Origin of the sequence: Janthinobacterium sp. LPB2021202312-11-4, assembly GCF_037049705.1 — a bacterium.
Classification (GTDB): domain Bacteria; phylum Pseudomonadota; class Gammaproteobacteria; order Pseudomonadales; family Pseudomonadaceae; genus Aquipseudomonas.
The window spans coordinates 131,617-149,338 of sequence record NZ_JBAGKV010000017.1; the positions used below are offsets into that span (position 1 = coordinate 131,617).

A 17,722-nucleotide genomic window follows, 5' to 3' on the forward strand; every position below is an offset into this window, starting at 1 on the left:
TCATGAGCCCGACTCCTGAATCGCCCGCACCACGGTGTTGAGGTTGCCGGTCATTTCCTTTTCGTACTTGTCGGCGGTGTATTCGCCGTAAGAAATGTGCGACAGCGGGTACAGCTTCACCCCGGATTCACGCTGGATGGTGTCGACATAGGTGGACGGGAAATCCATCTCGGAGAAGATCACCTTCACGTCCAGTTCACGCAGTTGGTCGATGGTTTTTTTCAACTGGCTCGGGCTCGGCTCGATGCCGTGGGCCGGTTCGACGACGGCGGTGACTTCCAGGCCAAACTCGCGCAGCAGGTAATCGTAGGCCGCGTGGACCGTGGCTACCCGCAGCTCGGCGTTGGGCGCCTGGGTCAGTTTGGCCAGGGCGTCGGCGCGCATCTGCCGCAGGCGTTTGCCGTAGGCGCGGGCGTTCTGGGTGTAGGTCTTGGCGTTGTCCGGGTCGAGCTTGCCCAACTCCCGGGCGATGTTGTTGACCTGGGCAATCGAAGCGCTGATCGACAGGAAGGTGTGCGGGTTGACCACTTTGCCGGCACCGCGCGCGGCGACGCCGGTGGCGGCCAGCAGCGGCACGTTTTCGTTGGCTTCGATTACCGGGATGTTCGGGGTTTCGCTGGCAGCGATCATGCGGTCGGCGAAATCGTCATGGCCCACGCCATTGAGCACGATCACGTCCAGCCCGCTGATGCGCTTGATGTCTTCGGCGCGCGGCTCGTAGGCGTGGGGGTTGAAACCGGCCGGGATCAGCGGTACCACGTCAGCCTTGTCGCCGACGATGTTGGCCACGTAGCTGTAATAAGGATGCAGGGTGATGCCGATGCGCAGGCGCTTGGCCTGATCGGCACTGGCCAGGGGCGTCAGCAATAGGGCAAACAACCCGACCAACAACAGGCGCAGGAAAGAACGTTGAGATGAAATAGGCATGGGAAAACGGTCTTCTCTCGGGTGAAGGCGAGGGTTCAGTGCCGGTGCTGGCGGGTCACGCCGGCATCGAATTGCGCGACGATCTGCTGCCAGCCAGCGCTTTCGAGCGCGGCGTCCGTCAGGTCGGTCGGGGCGCTGAGGGTTTTGCCACGGTTGAGCCAGACGTCCGGCGCATCGTCATTGGCGGTCAGGCGCATCAGAAACGAACCGGCCACCGTGGGCGCCTGGCTCTGGCCGAAATACGCCTTGGCCGCCAGCAACTGCCAGGCATGGCCGCCACGGCTGACCGAACTGGCGTCCTGGGCAAACGGCGCAAAGCCTTCGTCGGCCAGGGCTTGAGGCGTGGGTAGCGCGGTTTGCTCCTGACGCAGCAAGTGAATCTCGTCCAGGGTCACCCGCAGATCGGCGTAGATACCTTGCTCAGAGGCACTCAGGTCGCGGCGCGCATCCAGTTGATGGCTGCCGACGCTGCTCACTTCCTGGGATTCATGACGCCAGGCAACCACCGAACCGGCGACCGCCAGGATCATCAGGCACAACAGCAACACATAGAGGGTTTCATGGCCGGCACCGGCCGGGCGCACGATTTGCGTAGTGGGCGTACTCATGTTCAGGGCGCCTCGATGTCGGCTTGGTCGATCTCGACCACATGGCCGGGACCGGCGTCGAACAGCACGTAGAACTCCGCGCCGGGTTTCTTGAAGGTCAGGGTCGAATCGCTGCCGAGTTTGCCCGGTACCAGGATCGTTTCGTCGTAGCCGATCACGTCCAGGGTCACCCCCGGCGCGCCGCTGCCGTCGGAGAAGCCGCCGGTGCATTTGATCTGCTCGGCATCGATCGCCTTGCACTCGCACATCGGGTTGTGGGCCAGGGCGCTGGCGCTGAAACCGGCGCCGAGCACCAGCAGTGCGGCGCGCAGCGGGCGTAGAACGTTAATCATGGTTTGCCTCCGTGTTTGTTCAGCCAGGCGATGGTGGCCGGGGATGCCTGGCTCAGGGGGATCGAGGCCTGGTGCATGCTGCCGTCCCAGCCTTCCATGGTGATCCACAGCTCGGCGTCGGTTTTGGTCTTTTCCGGCACCGGCACCGAAGCGCCCATGCGGTACGGCGTGCCGAAGAAAATCACCCCGGCGGCGCGCAGGCTGCGGGGTTTGCCGATGCGCAGGTAAGTGGCCTTGACCGGTTCGATGCAGGCGTCGCACAAGGCGGCATTGAAGCTTTTGAGATAACCGGCCGGGCCATCGGCGCGGGGGCCTTCATCGCGCAACTCGGCCAGGCGCAGGCTCCACGGGCCGACCTGGATCTCGCCGATTTCCCGCTCGCCCAGACCGGTGTCACCGCGAAACAGCGCGGCTTCACTGAAGTACTTGGGCATGAAACCCAAAGGGATCAGTAGCAACAGAATGTTCAGATGGAATCGCCATTTGTGCCAAAGCACGCTCAGGCGCGAGGGTTGCGGGGCAGTGATGGATTTGCTCACAGGCTGGCCTCCGACGTTTCACGACTCGGTTGCGCCGAGGCGCTGTGTTCTTTCTTTTTACTGCGCTTGAGCGCGTTGGCGGTGGCCAGGGCGGTGCGCTTGGTCCAGATCAGCAGGCCACTGAGGACCATCATGCTCAGCACCAGGCCGAAGAAGAACCAGATCAGCTTGATCCACAGCCCGCCGAAATCCCCTGTGTGCAGCGGGCGCATGGACTCGGTTACAAACTCCAGCGCGCTTCGGTCCGAGATCAGCCGCGTGGCGGCGACTTCGCCGTTGTACGGGTTGATGGTCGCGGTCTGGAACATCAGCGGGTACCAACCGCGGCCACCCACATCCATATGGCTGTAGGCATTGCCCGGCAGGCTGATAAAACTGGCTTCCAGCCCCGGGATCTTCTGCAGGGCGATTTCAATCGCACGGTCGATATCGATCTGCGCGGGCGGCGTACCGTCCGGCGACAGCGGCACGGCTTCACGGGCCATGGAGGGAATGATCGGTGCGCTGGAGATGGACACCTGATTATCGAAGAGCAGGGCCTGAATCAGAAACCAGGTGCCGGTGATGGAAATCACCGCGATGAACCAGATCGACCAGATCCCGCTGAGCCGGTGGAAGTCACCCCAGAAAATCCGTGCGCCATGGCGAATGCGCAGGGTCGGGCGCAGAAAGCCTTTCCAGAACTTCTTGTAGACCACCAGCCCGGTGATCAGCGACACCAGCAGCGGCAGGCCGAGGAACGACACCAGGTACCAGCCCCAGCTATAGCCATTGGTGAACGGCACCAGCCACCAGCCATGCAGCGCGCGGGTGAAGGCCTTGAAGTTGAACTGCGGCGCGACGCCCTGGATCACGCCGCTGTAGGGGTTGACGTAGACCGTCAGCGAGCGCCCGTCGGGGTAGCTGACATCGACGTCGAGGGCAAAGTGCGATTCGTCGGGACGGCTGATGGCCTGGACCAGGGTGTGCGGCTCGGCTTTCTTCATGGCCGCGAGAATCTGGTCGTAGCTGAGCAGCGGCGCATCGTCCGACGGCGGGCTGGCACGCATTTGCGGGTTGGCCAGCCAGACGATTTCCTGGCTGACGACGGCCAGGGTCCCGGTCACGCAGACGATCAACACGAAAAACCAGATCGGCAGCGCCAGCCAGCTATGGACCAGAAACCAGAGTTTGGAACGGGATTTCTTCGACATGATTGAAGGTCTTGTTTCGATGAGAGGGCCTCTGCCACGGGCTTCGTCGCACGGTGACCCCTGAAAGGTCCGGCCGTGGCTTTTGCCTACGCGGCCTGACTGCATCTATATAGGACGGATGAGTAGGGCAAATCCCGAACGGGTATATGAAAGTAAATGTTTCGCGTTCCTGTTTTTGAAAAGATCGCAGCCTTCGGCAGCTCCTACAGGATTGATGGTCTCCGCCATTGCGGCGAACACGGTCCATGTAGGAGCTGCCGAAGGCTGCGATCTGTTGATCTTGCCTCTGATCCAACACGATCCATGTTCCAAGCCATCACCCTCCGCCCATTGATGCCCAACCCGCGCTCCTTAAGATGGAACCCAGACGTCCCCCGAGCGAGCACCGCCATGACCCGAGCCCGAACCCTCTACGACAAACACATCGATGCCCACACGGTGTGTCGCCTCGATGACCAGGGCCACGTCCTGTTGTACATCGACCGCCAGGTCATCAACGAATACACCAGCCCTCAAGCCTTCAGCGGTTTGCGCGAGGCCAAACGCACTGTCTGGCGCCCGGAAACCGCGCTGGCCGTGGTCGATCACGTCAACCCCACCGCGCCGGTGCGCATCGCTACGATGCCGGATGCCGGCGGGGCGCGGCAGGTGTCGTACCTGGCGGAAAACTGCCGGGACTTCGGCATTGAACTGCTGGACATCCTCGATAAACGCCAGGGCATCGAACACGTGATTGCCCCGGAGCAGGGGTTCATCCTGCCGGGCATGGTCATCGCTGCGGGCGACAGCCACACCACCACTTATGGTGCCCTTGGGGCGTTCGGTTTCGGCATCGGCACATCGGAGATCGAACACCTGCTGGCGTCCCAGACCCTGGTCTACAAACGCCTGAAAAGCCTGCGCGTGAACGTGGACGGCGAACTGGCCACCGGGCTGACCTCCAAGGACGTGATCATGGCGCTGATCGGCCAGATCGGCGCGTCGGGGGCCACCGGTTACGCCATCGAATTTCGCGGTTCGACCATCGATGCCTTGAGCGTCGAAGCGCGCATGACCATTTGCAACATGGCGGTGGAGGCGGGGGCTCGCGGTGCGTTTATGGCACCGGACGAGAAGGTCTTCGCCTACCTCAAGGACAAACCCCGTGCCCCCAAAGGTGCGTTGTGGGATCGCGCTGTAGAACAGTGGCGCACCTTGCACACGGACACGGACGCGCAATTCGACCGCGAAGTGGCGCTGGACGCCAGCACCCTGGAACCGATGGTCACCTGGGGCACCAGCCCGGATCAGGCTTCGCCCATTGGCGCACGGGTGCCGGACCCACAAGCCGTCAGCGATTTGATCCTGCGCCAGGACATGCGCCGCGCCCTGAACTACATGGGCCTGGAGGCCGGCATGCCGCTGAGCGAAATCGTCATCAGCCATGCGTTTATCGGCTCCTGCACCAACGCGCGCATCGAAGACCTGCGCGACGCCGCCAGTGTGGTGCGCGGCAAACATGTCGCCAGCCATGTGCGGGCGATGATCGTGCCGGGTTCCACCGAAGTGCGCGACCAGGCCGAAGCCGAAGGCCTGGCGGCGATCTTTATCGACGCAGGGTTCGAATGGCGCCAGTCCGGTTGCTCGATGTGCCTGGCGATGAACGACGACGTGCTGGCGCCGGGCGACCGCTGCGCCTCCAGCACCAACCGCAATTTCGAAGGCCGCCAGGGCGCCGGCGCCCGCACCCATTTGATGAGCCCGGCGATGGTCGCTGCCGCCGCCATCACCGGGCGTCTGACCGACATTCGCCACTTTGGAGACCGCGCATGAGCCTGCAACCGTTCACCCACGTCAGCGGCAACGCCGCGCCGATGCTGGCGGCCAATATCGACACCGACGTGATCATGCCCAAGCAATTTCTCAAGGGTATCGACCGCGTCGGGCTGGATCGCGGGTTGTTCTTCGACCTGCGGTTTTTGCCGGACGGTTCGCTCAATCCTGAGTTCGTGCTCAATCAACCGGGCTGGCAGGGCGCGAGTTTCATGGTGGTCGGGCCGAATTTCGGCTGTGGGTCGAGCCGGGAGCACGCGGTTTGGGGTTTGAAGCAGATGGGGATTCGTGCCTTGATCGGCTCAAGTTTTGCCGGGATTTTTTATGACAATTGCCAAAGGAATGGGGTGTTGTTGATTACGTTGGACGAGGCGGTGTTGCAGCGGCTGGGGCGGGTGGTGAGCCAGCCGGACAGTGCTGAAATCAGCGTCGATCTGGAAGCGCAGCAGATTCGCCTGAACGATGGTCAGGTTATCCCGTTTGAGATTGATGCCTTGCGCAAGACTGCGTTGTTGCTGGGGCTTGATGCCATTGGCAGCACGCTTCAGCGTAGTGAGCAGATCAAGGCTTTTGAGCGAGATCATCTGGCCGCGAATCCCTGGTTGTCTTGAGGAAAAGATCGCAGCCTTCGGCAGCTCCTACAGGGGGACACAAAACCCCGTAGGAGCTGGCGAAGCCTGCGATCTTTTGATCTTGATCGTCTAAACCGACAACCCCTTGAAATGCTCCTGCAAAAACTCCACACAAGCCCGCAACTTCCCGGAATACGCCAACCGCGTCGGATACACCGCCCAGACATTCGCGCTCTGGGTGTAATCCGCCAGTACCTGCACTAACCGGCCTTGCTCCAGCAACGGCTTCACATCCCACAATGAACGCAGCAATACCCCGCGCCCATCCAGTGCCCACTGCAAGACAATCTCGCCGTTGTTGGACGACAACGGCCCGCTGACCCGCACGCTCTCCTGAACCCCGTCGCGTTCCAGGTTCCAGATGCCGAACGCGTTGTCGCGCTCCTTGATCACCAGGCAATGATGCTGTTCCAGATCATTGAGCGTTTGCGGCGTACCGTGTCGCTCCAGATAACCGGGCGCCGCGCACAACACCCGACGATTGCTCACCAGCCGCCGACCGATGTGCTGGCCGGGGATGTCATCGCCGACACGGATCTCCAGGTCGAAGCCTTCGCTGACGATGTCCACCACCCGGTCGAACAGGTCCAGGCGAATCTCCAGCTCCGGATAACGCTCGGCCAGCAACGACACGGCGGGCGCCACATGATTACGGCCGAAACCGAAACTGCTGCACAGATGCAGACGCCCGCGAGGGCTGTCGTGGGCGTCGGAGAGTTCGTCGTGCAGTTGCTGGAAGTCATCGAGAATGCGCAAAGGCCCAGCGCTGCACCCGCTCGCCGTCCTCGGTCAGCGCAATGCGCCGGCTGGTGCGATGCAGCAGGCGGGTGCCGAGGGTGGTTTCGAGAATCTGGATGCGTTTGCTGACATAGGCAGGGGACAGCCCCAGTTCATCAGCGGCGGCGGCGAACCCGTTTTTGCGGATGACGGTGAGTAAAACGCGCAAGTCTTCGGGTAGGGGCACGGTGTCTTTCTTGAGGGTCATGGCAGAACGAGCACTGGCGGCATGAGCCGCCAGCATAGCATCGGAGCGCAGGTTGATTATTCCGCGGAAAGCTTGGCCGCGGCCCGGGCATGGCGCCCGCGCTTGAGGGCAATCGGCGCCATTTTGCTGCGGTCCAGTTCACCTTCCCACGCGGCTATCACCAACGCGGCGACCGCGTTGCCAATGATGTTGGTCAGTGACCGGCATTCGGCCATGAAGCGGTCGACGCCGAGGATCAGCACCATCGCCGCCACCGGCACGGTCGGCACCACCGCCAGGCTCGCGGCCAACGCCACGAACCCCGCGCCGACTACCGCGCCTGCACCTTTAGAGGTGAGCATCGCCACCGCCAGCAAGGTCAATTGCTGCTCCAGGGTCAGGTCAATATTGGTCGCTTGGGCCAGAAACAGCACCGCCAGAGTCATATAGATGTTGGTGCCGTCCAGATTAAATGTGTACCCAGTCGGCACCACGATGCCGACCACACCTTTCGACGCGCCGAGGCTTTCGAGTTTCTGGATCAACTGCGGCAGCGCCGATTCCGACGAGCTGGTGCCCAGCACAATCAACAGCTCAGCCTTGATGTACGCGAGCAATTTGAAAATGCTGAACCCGGCGTAACGGGCGATGCTGCCCAGTACACAGGCGACGAAGATAAACGCCGTCAGGTAGAACGTGCCGATCAGTTTCAGCAGCGGCAACAACGAGCCGAGGCCGTACTTGCCGATGGTGAACGCTATCGCGCCGAACGCACCGATCGGCGCCACGCGGCTGATAATGCCGACGATGCGGAAAAACACCTCGCTGGCCTGATTGATGATGCCCACCAGCGGCCGACCCTTTTCCCCGACCATCACCAGCGCAATCCCGAACAGCACCGACACGAACAACACCGGGAGAATTTCGCCCTGGGAAAACGCCTCGAAAAACGTCGTCGGAATCACATGCAACAGAAACCCGGTCACGCCTTCGCCGTGTTGGGCCTGGCCGACAAACCCGGCGATGGCCGAGGTGTCGAGGGTCTTCACGTCGATGTTGAAACCGGCGCCCGGATGCAATGCATGGGCGGCGAGCAAGCCGATCAACAGCGCGATACTGGACACCACTTCGAAATACAGCAACGCCTTGCCGCCGACCCGGCCCACCTGTTTCACGTCGTGCATGCTGGTGATCCCGGAGACCACGGTGCAGAAGATGATCGGGCCGATGATCATCTTGATCAGTTTGATAAAGCCGTCGCCCAACGGCTTGAGGTCGATGCCGACTTGCGGCCAGTAATGCCCGATCGCAATGCCCATCGCGATGGCGATGAGCACCTGCACGTAGAGGGTTCCCAGCAGTTTTCTGAGTGTCATTTTTATTATCTCCAGAGGTTTTTCGGGCAGGCCGATCCCGCACGGGCCAGTGACGGCCCGCGGTGGGAGGTGGATTCAGGTCAGGCTGTTGCGGCTGTTAGCGCAGGAAGCCGAGGACTTCGGCGAGCAGCAGCTCGGGCGCTTCTTCAGCGATGTAATGGCCGGCGGGCAGGGCTTTGCCGCGCACGTCGGTGGCTACCCGTTGCCATTCCTTGAGCGGCTCGAAGCAACGGCCGACCGTGCCTTCGGCGCCCCATAACACCAGCAGCGGCAGATTCAGGTGACGGCCAGCGTCGATGTCGGCGCGGTCGTGATCCAGATCGATACTGGCGCTGGCGCGGTAGTCCTCGCAGATGCCCCGGGCGGTGCCGGGCAGTTTCAGACAACGCAGGTATTCGCCAAAGGCTTCGGGGGTGAACGGCTTGAGCCCGGCGCTGCGGCTGCCCATGACGCTGCGCAGATAGGCTTCGGGATCGGCTTCGATCAGGGTTTCCGGCAACGGCGCCGGACGTATCAGGAAGAACCAGTGCCAATAGGCGCGGGCGAAGGCTTCGTTGGTTTGCGCGTACATCGACAGGGTCGGCGCGATGTCCAGCAGCACCATGCGTTGCACGCTGTCGGGATGATCCAGCCCCAGGCGATGGGCAACCTGGGCGCCACGGTCGTGGGCCAACACCGAGAAACGTTCGAAGCCCAGGGACTGCATCAGCTCTACGCCGTCCTTGGCCATTTCCCGTTTGGAATAGTGTGTGTGGTGATCGTTGGCCGGCGGTTTAGCGCTGTCGCCGTAGCCGCGCAGGTCGGCGGTGACCACGGTGAAATGCTCGGCCAGTTGCTCGGCAACTTTGTGCCAGATGACGTGGGTTTGCGGGTGACCGTGCAGCAACAGCAAACCCGGCCCGGTGCCGCCGATGCGGTAGGCGATGTCCACGCCGTTGACGTGGCGCTGGTCTTTCAGGAATCCGGCGAACATGGGGAATGACTCCTTGTTGTAGTTGCCTGCATCCTGAAATTGTTCGGGGGTTACGGCAAGGCGCAAAGCGTGGGGTGGTTGTTCATGAAGTGTGTAGTGGCAAGGTCAAAAGATCGCAGCCTTCGGCAGCTCCTACAGGGGAATGCGTCCGGCGTAGGAACTGCCGAAGGCTGCGATCTTTTCAGGGCTCAACCCTGACTAAACAGCTCCTTGGCCCGCTGTTCAATCTGCGCCTGCGTCAGGTCTTCCTTGCGCGTGGCCAAAAACCACAAATGCCCATAGGGATCTTTCAAGGTCCCGGAGCGGTCGCCATAAAACTGGTCCTTGACCTCGGACACCACCGTGGCACCGGCGGCAATCGCCTTGGCATAGGACTTGTCGACATCGGTCACATACAGGTGCAGGCCCACGGACGGTGACTTGTCGGGATTGCTCAACGGCCCTTGATCGCACGGCGTGCCGAGCATGACCGGGCAATCGCCGACCCGCAGTTCGGCGTGGCCAATGCCGCCGTCGGGCATGCTCAAGCGCATGACTTCAATGGCACCGAAGGCTTTTTTATAGAACTCGATGGCTTCGGCTGCTTTCTGGATGCCCAGGTACGGGGTAATGCTGTGATAACCCTCTGGAATGGGTTTGACGCTCATGACGGTTCTCCCAAGGGAAAAAAATATCGTGAGCCAACAAATATAGTAGGCGCTGCCGAAGGCTGCGATCTTTTGACTTTGCCCTTGATCTCCTCAATGCCCACGTCACCAAAAATCTAGATCAAAAGATCGCAGCCTTCGGCAGCTCCTACGGGTTTGGGCGCAAAAACGCCACTGTTCAGCCATCAACAGTGAAGCAGCAGATTGCCCGGGTTTGTCATCCCGAAATCCGCTAAAACCCCCGAAAACATTGATCGATACAGTCGGCACAGAAGCTGCAATGACTCCCTTAAACACTGTTGTCGAGAGTCTCTTGTATGCCTGAATCTGCCGTTTATCCGATCAACCCGTCGGCCGCTCATCGGATCGCCGACGAGGCCGAAGCCTTGCGTGTCGCCAAGCGCGTCGCCGCCGTTTTACTGGAGCAGGACGCCGAGCGCGACCGCACGCGCCAGGTGCCGGCCGAGGTCGTCGACCTGTATTCCAACAGCGGTTTGTGGGGCATCAGCGTGCCTCGGGAGTTCGGCGGTGCGCAGGTGTCCTACGCGGTGCTGGCGCAGGTGATTGCGATCATCTCGGCGGCCGATCCGTCCCTGGGGCAGATCCCGCAAAACCACTACTGCCTGCTCGAAGACATTCGCCTGCAAGGCACCCCGGAGCAGCAAGCACATTTCTTCCGCCTGGCGCTGCAAGGTCATCGGTTTGCCAACGCGCTGTCGGAAACCGGCGGCAAGAACGTGCAGGACATTCGGGCGACCATTCGCCGTTATGGCGACGGTCATGTGATCAACGGGCGCAAGGGCTATTGCACCGGTTCGCTCTACGCCCATTGGTTGGCGGTGCTGGCCGTGGATGAAGAGCAGAAGGGCCAGTTGTCGTTCGTCGAGCGCGGTACGAGGGGGCTGGTGATCGTTGATGACTGGGACAGCATCGGCCAACGCACCACTTCCAGCGGCACCGTGCTGGCCGAGGACCTGCACGTGCCAGCCTTCAACGTGTTCCCGACCTATCGCTCTTACGAAAGCCCGACCCTGGCCGGGCCGTTCGCCCAACTGACCACCGCCGCGATCGATGCCGGGATCGCCCGGGCGGCCCTGCGCGACACCATTGCCTTCGTTCAGCAATTCGCTCGGCCATGGATCGATGCCGGGGTGGAAAAGGCCAGTGAAGATCCGCTGACCATCATTCAAGTCGGTGGTCTGGAGATTCGCCTGGAAGCGGCCGAAGCCTTGCTGGAGCGGGCCGGTCGGGCACTCGATGCGGCGCGTCCGGCACCGGATGAGGACAACGTTGCCCAGGCCTCACTGGCCGTGGCCAAAGCCAAAGTGCTGACCACCGAAATTGCGATTGAGGCCAGCAACAAACTCTTCGAACTCGGCGGTACCCGTTCGACCTTGCGCAAGCACAATTTCGACCGGCACTGGCGCAATGCCCGGGTCCACACCTTGCACGACCCGGTGCGCTGGAAATACCACGTGGTCGGCAACTGGCTGCTCAACGGCGTGAAACCACCGCGCCACGACTGGTCCTGACCATGGCCGAGTTACTCAAACACATCTACTGGGCCGACATCGCCCAGGCCTGCCTCGACACCTTGAGCATGCTCGGTGCGGCCCTCGGTTTTACCGTATTGCTCGGGCTGCCGCTGGGGGTGGTGTTGTTCCTCACCGGTAAACGCCAGTTGCATGAAGCGGTCGGGGTTTACCGGGTGTTGTCGGTGATCGTGAACATGCTGCGTTCGCTGCCGTTCATCATTTTGCTGATCGTGCTGATTCCCCTGACCACGTTGCTGGTGGGCACTTCCCTTGGCGTACCGGGAACGATTCCGCCGCTGGTGGTGGGCTGCACGCCGTTCTTCGCGCGGCTGGTGGAAACCGCGTTGCGCGAAGTCGATCGCGGGGTGGTGGAAGCGACCCAGGCGATGGGCGGCACCATGTGGCAAATCATCCGCCACACCTTGTTGCCCGAGGCCCGGGGAGGGTTACTGGCGGCGGTCACGATCACCGCGATTGTGCTGGTGGATTACACGGCGATGGCCGGGGTGATCGGTGGCGGCGGGCTGGGGGACCTGGCGATTCGCTACGGTTATCAGCGGTTTCAGACCGACGTGATGGTGGTCACCGTGGTGCTGTTATTGGTCCTGGTCCAGGCCCTGCAAATGACCGGCGACCGCTTGGTGGCGCGCTACTCCCGACGCTAAACATTCAATTCCATTTGATTCAACAAACAATCAGGCCCCACGTCCGCCCCACGACGGCCATTCAATCTGCCTTGGAGCACCTAGCATGAAAAAGACCCTGGCCATTCTGGCTGCCGTCCTGTCGTTCAGCGTTCACGCCAACGAAAAACTCGTCGTCGGCGCCACTCCGGTGCCGCACGCGGAAATCCTTGAATTCGTCAAACCAACCCTGGCCAAGGAAGGCGTGGACCTGGACATCAAGGTCTTCACCGACTTTATCCAGCCCAATCAGCAATTGGCGCTGAAGAACCTTGACGCCAACTATTACCAGTACCGGCCGTTCCTCGATGACTACAACAAAACCCGCCACACCGACCTGGTGCCGGTGGTCGGCGTGCACATCGAACCGTTTGGCGCGTACTCGACCAAGATCAAAAACATCAGCGAATTGAAGGACGGCGCCACGGTGTCGATCCCCAATGACCCGGTGAACACCGGTCGCGCGCTGGTGCTGTTGCACGAAGCGGGGCTGATCAAACTCAAGGACCCGAGCAACACCCTGGCCACCCAGCGCGACATTATCGACAACCCGAAACACCTGAAAATTCGTGAACTGGAAGGGGCGTTGCTGGCCCGTTCGGTCAGTCAGGTGGACTTGGCATTTGTCTTCGCCAACTACGCTCTTGAAGCGGGGATCGACACCAACAGTGCGTTGATCGTCGAGAAGGGCAAGAGCCTGTACATCGAGTTCCTGGTCGCCCGCCCGGACAACATCAACGACCCGCGCATCCAGAAACTGGCCAAGGCGTTGAATTCCGATGAGGTTCGCCAGTTCATCCTGACCCGCTACAAAGGGCAGATTGCGCCGGGGTTCTAAGCTTCGGTCAGTTTTGAAGACGCCTTCGCGGGCAAGCCTTGCTCCTACGGATGTGTGTCGTTCGTGATCGCGTGAACGCCGCCAAACTTGTAGGAGCAAGGCTTGCCCGCGAAGGCCGCAACACCTATTCCGGATCAGCCCCCGATTCCAACAGCTGCGCCCCCGTCCCACGCTCCCCCAGCACATCGCCAAAATTGCGCAACGGACACGCTTCCATCGACAAACACCCACAGCCGATGCAGCCATTGAGCCGATCCCGCAACAATGTCAGTTGATTGATCCGCTCATCCAGATCCCGGCTCCATTGCGCTGACAACACCTTCCAGTCCGCCGCCGTCGGCGCACGGTTGTCCGGCAAGTTCTGCAACGCTTGGCCAATCTCCGCCAGCGGAATGCCCAGCCGCTGCGCGACCTTGATCAACGCCACCCGGCGCAGCACTTCCCGTGGATAACGGCGCTGATTGCCCTGATTGCGATAACTTTTGATCAAACCCTTGGTTTCATAAAAGTGCAGGGCGGTGACGGCCACGCCGCTGCGGGCGGCGACCTGGCCGACGCTAAGTTCCTTGTGCAGGTGCTCCGGGGTGATCATTTGAAAAAGTCCCTTGACCTCTAGTTAGCTCGAGGTTTTACCCTGCACGCCTTCGGATCGCAAGAAACGGCTTACAGGTGAGTGGGGACTATTCATGCAGACGTCAGAGAAAAACCGCAGTTTTACCCAACTGATCGAATTCGAGATCGAACCGCATCAACAACCGGCGCTGGTGTCGGCACTGTCGGCCCAGACCGAACGCCTGGCCCAGGATTTCAGCGGGTTCTTGAGTGCGAGCATCCAGGCCAGCGACGATGGCCGGCGAGTGCTCAATTACCTGCAATGGCAATCCCGCGAGGCCGGAGAGGCCGCGTTCAAGGGCTTTGAAAGCGGCGAGCAGGATTTCTGGCAACTGATCCGCGCCCATCAGGCGAAAACCGTGACCTTCGGCTCGTTCCAGGTGCTGCACAGCCTGGAACGCAGTCATGACAACGCGTTGCACTGCAACCTGGTCAGCTAGATCGATAACTGCATCAAGCGCTCGCCCTGGACGTTTTCCGTCGGCCGGCGTTTGTTCACCGCCAGTTCGCCAATCTTGATCAAACGCGTGCGGGTCACGTTGCGGCTTAAGCCCAGTAACGCAGCGGTGTGCACCTGGTTGTAATGGCTGAAGCGGTATGCCGCGCGCAACAACGCGTCTTCGACCTTTTCGTGCAGCGCCCCGGCCTGTTCTTCGAAAAGCTTCTGGAACGCCCGGTCGAGCAAGGCTTCCGGGGAATCATCGACATTGCCGTGGTGATCGTCCTGACGCTCGATGCGCATGTTCGACAGGCGCAGGTCATCGCGTTCGATCACGCTGTTACGGCAGATCAGCAACGTGTGGTGAATGACGTTTTCCAGTTCGCGGATATTGCCCGGCCAACTGTAGCTGCGCAGTTTCAGTTCGGCTTCTTTGCTGATGGTGATGGTGCCGTAGCCGAGGCGCTGGCTGTAGGATTCGACGAAGTGCCGGGTCAGCGGCAGGATGTCGCCCGGACGGTCGCGCAATGGGCTCAGCTCCAGGCTGACCACGTCGAGGCGGTAATACAAATCCTCGCGGAAGTGCCCGGCATTGATGGCTTTCTCCAGTTGCACGTTGGTCGCCGCCAGCACCCGCACGTCGATGGGAATGCTTTTGCGCGAGCCCAGGCGCACCACTTCACGCTCCTGCAATACACGCAGCAATTTGACCTGGATCGCCATCGGCAAATCGCCGATTTCATCGAGGAACAAGGTGCCGCCATCCGCCTCTTCGAACCACCCGGCCTTGGCGCTCAACGCTCCGGTGAACGCGCCTTTCTCATGGCCGAACAGTTCAGCCTCGACCAGCGATTCGGAGAACGCACCGCAGTTCACCGCCACGAACGGCCGGTTACGTCGAGCGCTGAGGTTGTGGATGTGCCGCGCCACCAACTCTTTGCCGGTGCCGGTTTCACCGATGATCAGCACACTGGCTTCACTCGGGGCGACCTGTTGCAAATGCGCGAGCAAGGCCTGGGATTTCGGGTCTTCGAACACCTGCGCAGTGGCACGAATCGACGTGGCCAGGGCGGGCGAGGGCGGTAGGGTCAGCAGTTGCATGGCAGGCTCCATGAAGAGAAGGTCAGGAATAGAAAGTCGGAACCGGCAGGGACTGGTTCAGTGCCCAATCACCCAGCTCATGGAGTTTGTAATCCACCGGGTCGTGCAGGGTTTGCGTGCGCAGGTTGCGCCAGTGGCGATCCAGTCGCAGTGAGGCGTGGGTCGAGCGTGCGCCGGTGACTTCGAACAAGCGGCTACACAGTTCCAGACCGTTGCGCGTGGCGGCCACCTTGGCTGTGGCGATGGCCGTCGCCAAGTGCCCGCGTTCTTCGGCGCTGAGGTTCGGGCCTTTGGCCCAGGCCTTGTCGAGCAGGTCGGCGGCGCGCTCGACCAGCAACCGGACGCCTTCGAGGGCGACCCAAAACTCGCCGTAGTGGCCAAGGATGTACGGATCTTGACGCACATCCTGAGCGCTGGATTTATGCCAGGGCCGGGTTTCGGTCAGGGTGTATTGCCGGGCTTCTTCAAACGCGCCTTCGGCGATGCCGAGGAACATGTGGGTGAAGGTCAACTGGGCGATCAACGGGCGCAGGCAAGCGAACGGTGTGCTCAACGGCCCCGGATCGAGCAGCAGTTCCGATTCCTCGACCCGTACCCGCTCGAAGGTTGCGCTGCCGCTGTCGGTCTGGCGCTGACCCATGTTGTTCCAGTCGTTGTGCAAGGTAATGCCGCTGCGACCGCTGGGAATGGCGGCGATCAACAGCTTGCCGCCGGCACTTTCGTCGACCGCCGAGGCGATCAGCATTTGTGAATCGGTGGCGCCGGAGCAGAAGCTTTTCTTGCCGGAAAACTCCCGCCAGCCGCCCAGGTTTTTCACCACGGTGCGGGTGTCGAGCGGGTTCAGGGCGTTGCCCCAGAACCAATTCTTGCGCGCGGTTTGTTCGAACCAGGGCTGCCATTGCTCGGGTTTGGCGAACAGGCGCACGGTGGCGAGCATCAGGTGATGAAAGCCGAAGACATGGGCAATCGAGCTGTCGACCTTGGCGAACTCGCGCACGATGGTCAGGGTGTCACTCCAACTGGCGCCGAGCCCGCCGTACTGGGTGGGAATGCTCAAGGCGAGCAGACCGCTGTTGCGCAAGGCGTCACGTTCCGCTTTGGGCGTACCGCCGCGTTCATCACGCTCGACGGCGGTCAGGGCAAATTTGGCGGCCAGTTGACGGGCAGTCTGCAACGGGGATAGCAGGGCGTTTTGCGGTTTGGCAGTCACGCGGGCGTTCCTTATATGTCAATCAGAACCCTTGTAGGAGCTGCCGAGTGAAACGAGGCTGCGATCTTTTGATTTTGCTTTTACAAACAGGATCAAAAGATCGCAGCCTCGTTTCACTCGTCAGCTCCTACCGGGGGCAGACCCGGCGGCTGGGATCAGGCCGTGGCTTTAGTGGGCAGCACGTCATTGGCGATCATTTCGCCAAACGGTCCGGTAAGGTTGGTGACGCCGCGACCGGCCAGGCTGGCGTAGGGTTCCGGCAGCAGCGGGAACACCAGTTCGGCAAAGCGATACGCCTCTTCCAGGTGTGGATAGCCGGAGAAGATAAAGCTCTCGATCCCCAGGTCCGCGTACTCCTTGATGCGCGCCGCGACTTGCTGCGGATCGCCCACCAGCGCGGTCCCGGCACCGCCACGCACCAGGCCGACACCGGCCCACAGGTTCGGCGAGATTTCCAGGTTGTCGCGACGCCCGTCATGCAACGCCGCCATGCGCCGCTGGCCTTCGGAGTCAAAGCGCGAAAACGATTTCTGCGCAGCGGCGATGGTGTCGTCGCTGATGTGTTCGATCAGTTTGTCGGCGGCTTTCCACGCCTCTTCGGCTGTCTCGCGCACGATCACATGCAGGCGAATCCCGAACTTCACCGTGCGCCCGTTGCGTGCGGCACGTTCACGCACATCGGCGAGTTTTTCCGCCACGGCGGCCGGTGGTTCGCCCCAGGTCAGGTACACGTCGACCTGTTCGGCAGCGAGTTCATGGGCCGCTTCGGACGAACCGCCGAAGTACAGCGGCGGATAGGGTTTCTGCACCGGCGGATACAACGCCTTGGCGTTCTGCACTTGCAGGTGTTTGCCTTCAAAGTCGACGGATTCGCCTTGCAGCACCCGGCGCCAGATCTGCAGGAATTCGTCGGTGACTTCGTAGCGTTCGCTGTGGTCGAGGAAGATCCCGTCGCCACGGTTTTCGTCCGGGTCGCCACCGGTCACCACGTTGATCAGCAAACGGCCGTTGGACAAACGATCCAGGGTGGCGGCCATGCGCGCCGAAACGGTCGGGGAGATGATCCCCGGACGAATCGCCACCAGGTATTTCAGGCGTTCGGTCAACGGCACCAGGGCCGAGGCGATCACCCACGAGTCTTCGCAGGAGCGCCCGGTGGGAATCAATACACCGTGGTAGCCCAGGCTGTCGGCGGCTTGCGCCACTTGCTTCAGATAGTTGAGCGTCACCGGGCGGGCGCCCTGGGTGGTGCCCAGGTAATGACCGTCGCCGTGGGTCGGCAGAAACCAGAAAACATCCAT

The 17,722-nt window shown here is 61.5% G+C and carries 18 protein-coding genes and 1 pseudogene; 6 read left to right on the forward strand and 13 right to left on the reverse strand.

What is annotated here, in order from left to right:
- From V5E99_RS19005 to V5E99_RS19025, 5 genes are read right to left on the reverse strand one after another with little or no spacing between them, the layout of a single operon-like run.
- Complete coding sequence (locus V5E99_RS19005; protein WP_499803814.1) at window positions 1–927, reverse strand: metal ABC transporter substrate-binding protein; 927 nt, start codon at window positions 925–927, stop codon at window positions 1–3.
- Window positions 928–962: 35 nt separating this feature from the next.
- Window positions 963–1,535, reverse strand: a complete 573-nt coding sequence (locus tag V5E99_RS19010; protein WP_499803815.1) for a DUF6162 family protein — start codon at window positions 1,533–1,535, stop codon at window positions 963–965.
- 2 nt (window positions 1,536–1,537) lie between these two features.
- Window positions 1,538–1,867, reverse strand: a complete 330-nt coding sequence (locus tag V5E99_RS19015) for a hypothetical protein (protein WP_499803816.1) — start codon at window positions 1,865–1,867, stop codon at window positions 1,538–1,540.
- Window positions 1,864–2,406: a PA2404 family protein gene (locus tag V5E99_RS19020; RefSeq protein ID WP_499803817.1), complete on the reverse strand. Its 543-nt coding sequence runs from the start codon at window positions 2,404–2,406 to the stop codon at window positions 1,864–1,866. Before V5E99_RS19020 ends, V5E99_RS19015 begins: the two co-directional genes overlap by 4 nt.
- Window positions 2,403–3,599 (reverse strand): PepSY-associated TM helix domain-containing protein, encoded by a 1,197-nt coding sequence (locus V5E99_RS19025; RefSeq protein WP_499803818.1) that lies wholly within the window; start codon window positions 3,597–3,599, stop codon window positions 2,403–2,405. The genes V5E99_RS19020 and V5E99_RS19025 overlap by 4 nt, the downstream gene beginning before the upstream one ends.
- A 390-nt stretch (window positions 3,600–3,989) precedes the next feature.
- Here V5E99_RS19025 and leuC point away from each other — a divergent pair, with 390 nt between their 5' ends.
- Together leuC and leuD are read left to right on the forward strand one after the other, a co-directional pair.
- Window positions 3,990–5,411 (forward strand): 3-isopropylmalate dehydratase large subunit, encoded by a 1,422-nt coding sequence (gene leuC, locus V5E99_RS19030; RefSeq protein WP_499803819.1) that lies wholly within the window; start codon window positions 3,990–3,992, stop codon window positions 5,409–5,411.
- A gap of 2 nt (window positions 5,412–5,413) precedes the next feature.
- Window positions 5,414–6,022 carry a 3-isopropylmalate dehydratase small subunit gene (gene leuD / locus V5E99_RS19035; protein ID WP_499803841.1) on the forward strand — a complete coding sequence of 203 codons (609 nt, stop codon included), beginning with the start codon at window positions 5,414–5,416 and terminating at the stop codon, window positions 6,020–6,022.
- 90 nt (window positions 6,023–6,112) lie between these two features.
- On the opposite strand, the pseudogene V5E99_RS19040 reads toward leuD, so the two are convergent.
- From V5E99_RS19040 to V5E99_RS19055, 4 genes and pseudogenes are all read right to left on the reverse strand, one after another.
- A pseudogene (locus tag V5E99_RS19040) lies at window positions 6,113–7,028 on the reverse strand (LysR substrate-binding domain-containing protein).
- 56 nt (window positions 7,029–7,084) lie between these two features.
- Window positions 7,085–8,383 carry a C4-dicarboxylate transporter DctA gene (gene dctA, locus V5E99_RS19045; RefSeq protein WP_499803820.1) on the reverse strand — a complete coding sequence of 433 codons (1,299 nt, stop codon included), beginning with the start codon at window positions 8,381–8,383 and terminating at the stop codon, window positions 7,085–7,087.
- 97 nt (window positions 8,384–8,480) lie between these two features.
- Complete coding sequence (locus V5E99_RS19050) at window positions 8,481–9,356, reverse strand: alpha/beta fold hydrolase (protein WP_499803821.1); 876 nt, start codon at window positions 9,354–9,356, stop codon at window positions 8,481–8,483.
- A gap of 188 nt (window positions 9,357–9,544) precedes the next feature.
- Window positions 9,545–10,003, reverse strand: a complete 459-nt coding sequence (locus tag V5E99_RS19055; RefSeq protein WP_499803822.1) for a VOC family protein — start codon at window positions 10,001–10,003, stop codon at window positions 9,545–9,547.
- A 317-nt stretch (window positions 10,004–10,320) separates the two neighbouring features.
- Here V5E99_RS19055 and V5E99_RS19060 point away from each other — a divergent pair, with 317 nt between their 5' ends.
- The 3 genes from V5E99_RS19060 (at window position 10,321) to V5E99_RS19070 (ending at window position 13,059) form a co-directional block, all read left to right on the forward strand.
- Window positions 10,321–11,535 carry an SfnB family sulfur acquisition oxidoreductase gene (locus tag V5E99_RS19060; RefSeq protein ID WP_499803823.1) on the forward strand — a complete coding sequence of 405 codons (1,215 nt, stop codon included), beginning with the start codon at window positions 10,321–10,323 and terminating at the stop codon, window positions 11,533–11,535.
- Between the two features lie 2 nt (window positions 11,536–11,537).
- Entirely contained in the window at window positions 11,538–12,203 is a 666-nt protein-coding gene (locus V5E99_RS19065) for a methionine ABC transporter permease (RefSeq protein WP_499803824.1), read from the forward strand.
- Between the two features lie 85 nt (window positions 12,204–12,288).
- The gene (locus V5E99_RS19070) at window positions 12,289–13,059 is read left to right on the forward strand and encodes a MetQ/NlpA family ABC transporter substrate-binding protein (protein WP_499803825.1); all 771 of its coding nucleotides are present in this window, start codon (window positions 12,289–12,291) and stop codon (window positions 13,057–13,059) included.
- 124 nt (window positions 13,060–13,183) lie between these two features.
- Here the strand turns inward: V5E99_RS19070 and soxR are convergent, their stop codons facing one another.
- Entirely contained in the window at window positions 13,184–13,651 is a 468-nt protein-coding gene (gene soxR, locus V5E99_RS19075; protein WP_499803826.1) for a redox-sensitive transcriptional activator SoxR, read from the reverse strand.
- Window positions 13,652–13,745: 94 nt separating this feature from the next.
- On the opposite strand from soxR, the gene V5E99_RS19080 reads away from it, so the two are divergent.
- Entirely contained in the window at window positions 13,746–14,111 is a 366-nt protein-coding gene (locus V5E99_RS19080) for an antibiotic biosynthesis monooxygenase (protein ID WP_499803827.1), read from the forward strand.
- On the opposite strand, the gene V5E99_RS19085 is transcribed toward V5E99_RS19080, so the two are convergent.
- From V5E99_RS19085 to ssuD, 3 genes are all read right to left on the reverse strand, one after another.
- Window positions 14,108–15,211 (reverse strand): sigma-54 interaction domain-containing protein, encoded by a 1,104-nt coding sequence (locus V5E99_RS19085; RefSeq protein WP_499803828.1) that lies wholly within the window; start codon window positions 15,209–15,211, stop codon window positions 14,108–14,110. The two genes, V5E99_RS19080 and V5E99_RS19085, sit on opposite strands and share 4 nt — an antisense overlap.
- A gap of 22 nt (window positions 15,212–15,233) precedes the next feature.
- Window positions 15,234–16,421, reverse strand: coding sequence for an acyl-CoA dehydrogenase family protein (locus tag V5E99_RS19090; protein ID WP_499803829.1), 1,188 nt, complete (start codon window positions 16,419–16,421; stop codon window positions 15,234–15,236).
- Between the two features lie 155 nt (window positions 16,422–16,576).
- Complete coding sequence (ssuD, locus tag V5E99_RS19095; protein ID WP_499803830.1) at window positions 16,577–17,722, reverse strand: FMNH2-dependent alkanesulfonate monooxygenase; 1,146 nt, start codon at window positions 17,720–17,722, stop codon at window positions 16,577–16,579.

Bases quoted from the DNA above. Each gene is read 5' to 3' on its own strand.
- leuC (WP_499803819.1), top strand. From the start codon at position 3,990: ATGACCCGAGCCCGAACCCTCTACGACAAACACATCGATGCCCACACG.
- V5E99_RS19050 (WP_499803821.1), bottom strand. From the start codon at position 9,356: ATGTTCGCCGGATTCCTGAAAGACCAGCGCCACGTCAACGGCGTGGAC.
- V5E99_RS19080 (WP_499803827.1), top strand. From the start codon at position 13,746: ATGCAGACGTCAGAGAAAAACCGCAGTTTTACCCAACTGATCGAATTC.
- dctA (WP_499803820.1), bottom strand. From the start codon at position 8,383: ATGACACTCAGAAAACTGCTGGGAACCCTCTACGTGCAGGTGCTCATC.
- V5E99_RS19060 (WP_499803823.1), top strand. From the start codon at position 10,321: ATGCCTGAATCTGCCGTTTATCCGATCAACCCGTCGGCCGCTCATCGG.
- V5E99_RS19055 (WP_499803822.1), bottom strand. From the start codon at position 10,003: ATGAGCGTCAAACCCATTCCAGAGGGTTATCACAGCATTACCCCGTAC.
- V5E99_RS19005 (WP_499803814.1), bottom strand. From the start codon at position 927: ATGCCTATTTCATCTCAACGTTCTTTCCTGCGCCTGTTGTTGGTCGGG.
- V5E99_RS19015 (WP_499803816.1), bottom strand. From the start codon at position 1,867: ATGATTAACGTTCTACGCCCGCTGCGCGCCGCACTGCTGGTGCTCGGC.
- V5E99_RS19025 (WP_499803818.1), bottom strand. From the start codon at position 3,599: ATGTCGAAGAAATCCCGTTCCAAACTCTGGTTTCTGGTCCATAGCTGG.
- V5E99_RS19065 (WP_499803824.1), top strand. From the start codon at position 11,538: ATGGCCGAGTTACTCAAACACATCTACTGGGCCGACATCGCCCAGGCC.
- ssuD (WP_499803830.1), bottom strand. From the start codon at position 17,722: ATGGATGTTTTCTGGTTTCTGCCGACCCACGGCGACGGTCATTACCTG.
- V5E99_RS19085 (WP_499803828.1), bottom strand. From the start codon at position 15,211: ATGCAACTGCTGACCCTACCGCCCTCGCCCGCCCTGGCCACGTCGATT.
- soxR (WP_499803826.1), bottom strand. From the start codon at position 13,651: ATGATCACCCCGGAGCACCTGCACAAGGAACTTAGCGTCGGCCAGGTC.
- V5E99_RS19070 (WP_499803825.1), top strand. From the start codon at position 12,289: ATGAAAAAGACCCTGGCCATTCTGGCTGCCGTCCTGTCGTTCAGCGTT.
- V5E99_RS19010 (WP_499803815.1), bottom strand. From the start codon at position 1,535: ATGAGTACGCCCACTACGCAAATCGTGCGCCCGGCCGGTGCCGGCCAT.